Below are 1,230 nucleotides of genomic sequence, written 5' to 3' on the forward strand. Positions count from 1 at the left end.
GGCTTTTGCAGGGTCGGGTCGAACTTCTCGGGGCCCTGGGTGGTGACGGTGGCGCCTTCGGCCTTGGCCTCGGCTTCGATGCCGCACTGCATGGAGATGTAGAACTCATCCCCGGCGACGCCCTGCACGAACGCGATCTTGTAGCCGTCTGCGCCGCCCGAGGCGGATCCCGACGAGGAGCCGCCGGAGCACCCGGCGAGGACGAGGGTGGCTGCGGCGCCGAGGGTGGCGACCGCGAGAACCTGCTTGTTCCACTGCATTGTGATTGACCGTTCTCTCTTGATGTGATTCCGGATGCCGGGACTCAGCCGCGGCGTCCTCCGCTGACGAACTTGCGCCAGAGGCTTTGGGTGTTGCCGCGGGTCGCGGCGGTACGGCGCACCTGGTCGACGTACACGGCGGTGATCAGCACCGCGCCGACGGCGACCTGCTGCCAGAACGGCTGCACGCCGGTGATGACGAAGCCGTTCTGCAGAACGGCGGGGATGAACAGACCCACCACGGTGCCGAAGATCGTGCCGACCCCGCCGAACAGCGAGGTCCCGCCGATCACGACGGCCGCGATGACGTTCAGGTTGGTCTGCGACTGCCCCGCGATCGCGGTCGTCGAGAACTGCGACAGGGCCAGGATGCCGGCGAGTCCCGCGAGCGCCCCCGACAGCGTGTAGACCGAGATGAGGTGGCGGTCGACCTTCACGCCCACGCGACGGGCGGCCAGCTCGCTCGAGCCGACGGCGTAGGTGTACAGCCCGAAACGGGTGAAGTGGAGCACCACCGCGCCGATCACGACCACCACGAGGGCGATGACGCTGATGATCGGCAGCGACCCGAACACGTTCCCGTACCCGATCGACACCGTCAGCACCGTCGGGACGTCGCGGATGTCGACACCACCGGTGAGGATCTGCGCCAGACCCAGCGCCATGCCGAGCGAGCCGAGCGTGACGATGAGCGGCGGGATCTTCGCCTTGGCGATGAGGAACCCGTTGAGAAGGCCCCAGCAGACGCCGCTGAGGATCGAGACCAGGATGCCGATCGTCGCCACCCCCCATCCCTCCCCGCCGAGCGCCCGCATCGTCAGAGCCGAGACGACCCCCGAGAACACCAGCACCGAGCCGATGGAGAGGTCGATGCCCGAGGTGATGATGATGTACGTCATCCCCACGCCGAGGACCGCGAGGATCGAGGCGTTCTGGATGATGAGGCGGAAGTTCGACCACTGCGCGAACG

General features: G+C 67.5%; 1 protein-coding gene and 1 pseudogene. Both read right to left on the reverse strand.

Going from position 1 to position 1,230, the window contains the following annotated elements; translation table 11 throughout:
• Nucleotides 1–260: pseudogene (locus ACMW4R_RS18800) on the reverse strand (hypothetical protein); the annotation flags it as partial.
• A gap of 44 nt (nt 261–304) precedes the next feature.
• On the reverse strand, nt 305–1,230 hold a 926-nt coding region (locus tag ACMW4R_RS18805), incomplete at its 5' end, for an ABC transporter permease (protein ID WP_418300678.1).

The organism is Microbacterium sp. S1037, assembly GCF_048381605.1.
In the GTDB taxonomy this organism is placed as follows: Bacteria; Actinomycetota; Actinomycetes; order Actinomycetales; family Microbacteriaceae; genus Microbacterium; species Microbacterium testaceum_B.